Source organism: Candidatus Bathyarchaeota archaeon, from assembly GCA_029882535.1.
In the GTDB taxonomy this organism is placed as follows: Archaea; Thermoproteota; Bathyarchaeia; order Bathyarchaeales; family SOJC01; genus JAOUKM01.
In genome coordinates, this window is record JAOUKM010000078.1 from 1 (window position 1) to 1,838 (window position 1,838).

Here is a 1,838-nt window from a genome sequence, read left to right on the forward strand (position 1 = left end):
AACATTGTAAGAAATAGAGTATGCTATGCGCACTTGCGCATAAACCTTGTTTCTTTGTGATTCATTCCGTTGGTAGCCTTTGTCACTGGTGCCGTGAGGGAAGCAGATGTTTAGCAAAGTTTTCGCGAATGTTCTTCTGATGCTTCTCTGCTATGTTTACATATTGCTCATAATCTTCGTCTCAAGCAAAATGGATAAACCTTTACATATCTCGCAAAAGGCTTCTCGTAAGTTCTTACACGCAATGATTGGAAACCTTCCATTCATTATCCCATTTTTCACATCGAATATTTATCCAGCTCTGGTTGCTGCTCCATTCATATTGGTAACGTTTTTTGCGTCGCCTTACTCTCCGTTTGAGAATGTTGGCAAAAGGTTGAAGGGACTTGTAGATATAACTGAGGAAGGTCATCATTTAGGACTTATTTTTTACGCTGTTTCCTACACTCTTCTAGCATTGTTCTTCGCTTCTCAGCCATACGTTATTGCTGCGGGCATTTTGCCTATGGCTTATGGCGATAGTGTAGCTGCAATAGTGGGTGAAAGACACGGCAGAAGAAGATACAAACTTGTTGCAGACAAAAGTCTAGAAGGTTCAGCAGCAATGTTTTCTGCCAGTTTTCTCAGTCTTACAATTAGCCTAATTCTCTTTTCTGCTCTATATCCATTTTCAGTTTTTGAAAAAATATTTCCAGCTCTTGCAGCCGCCACCGTAGCAACCTTGGTTGAAAGTTTTTCACCCACGGGTTTTGACAATTTAACCGTGCCAGCCTTCAGTGCTTTAACCTTCCTATTGTTGAGTGGAGGCATTTGAACAATTGGTTTTCATAGTCATAGATGGACTGGATGCCTCGGGAAAAAGCACTCAAGCGCTTAAGCTCTACAATTTCCTTAGAGGTCATGGGAAAACTGTTTTTCTGCGTTTTCATCCTTCAGATGACAATTTTTTCGGATTTGAAGCTAAACAGTTTCTTTATTTGAAAGGAAAAAGCGCGCATTTCGCAGCTGCCTTCTTCTACATGCTCGATGTTATCCGTTCAATTTTGCTTTATTCATGGCGAAGATATGACTACGTGATTCTTGTCCGTTACTTGATGGGAACCGCTTATTTACCGTCACCCTTGCATATAATTGCCTATCGCTTCTTCGCTTCCATTGTACCAACATCAAATTTCATGTTTTTTCTCGACGTTAGCCCAGAAGAAGCTTACAGAAGAATACAGCTAACGCGTAATAGACGTGAAATGTTTGAAAGCTTGGAGGAATTGAAACGAATTAGACGTAAAGCACTTGACTTAGCTTCAATGAACAAATGGACAATTACAAATGCAAACAAACCCATAAACGAAGTTGAAAAAGAGATTAGACAATCACTGTAGCTAGAAGTCCACTTCCTTTCCTTTAAAGGCGTAAAGGAAGAGCTTTCTGGTGTCCTCCACATCTGGGACCCGTGGATTCATAAAGGTGCAAGATGAATTCGCTGCTCTTGTCACTAAATCATCTAGTCTCTTCTCAAAATCCTCCCTACTTATCCCCAGTTCCTTGATGGAAGCGGGTTCCCCCATCTCACGATTAAGCCTCCTGACGGCTTCGAGCAGCTTTTCCACTGCTTCTTCGTCTGTTTTGGCTTCAATGCCGATTGCTCTGGCGATATCAGCGTATCTTTCCACAGCTTCTATTGCACTGTACTCAATTGAGTACGAGAGGAAAAGACCTACAGTTTTGCCGTGTGAGACTTTGAAGATGGCACCAAAGGAGTGACCCATGGCGTGAGCGATGCCTACTTGCGAGTTGCCGAAGGCTATGCCAGCCATGGTGGCTGCATTATGCATCTTCTC

General features: G+C 42.2%; 3 protein-coding genes. 2 read left to right on the top strand and 1 reads right to left on the bottom strand.

All coding sequences use genetic code 11. The annotated features are described in order from the left end of the window. The first annotated feature begins 106 nt into the window (after window positions 1-106). Both OEX01_09685 and OEX01_09690 read left to right on the top strand, forming a co-directional pair. Window positions 107-814, top strand: a complete 708-nt coding sequence (locus OEX01_09685; GenBank protein MDH5449254.1) for an SEC59/DGK1/VTE5 family protein — start codon at window positions 107-109, stop codon at window positions 812-814. Window positions 815-818: 4 nt separating this feature from the next. Next, window positions 819-1,379 (top strand): thymidylate kinase, encoded by a 561-nt coding sequence (locus OEX01_09690; GenBank protein MDH5449255.1) that lies wholly within the window; start codon window positions 819-821, stop codon window positions 1,377-1,379. On the opposite strand, the gene OEX01_09695 is transcribed toward OEX01_09690, so the two are convergent. Continuing rightward, window positions 1,380-1,838 (bottom strand): iron-containing alcohol dehydrogenase (locus OEX01_09695; GenBank protein ID MDH5449256.1); only part of this gene is annotated, 459 nt, incomplete at its 5' end.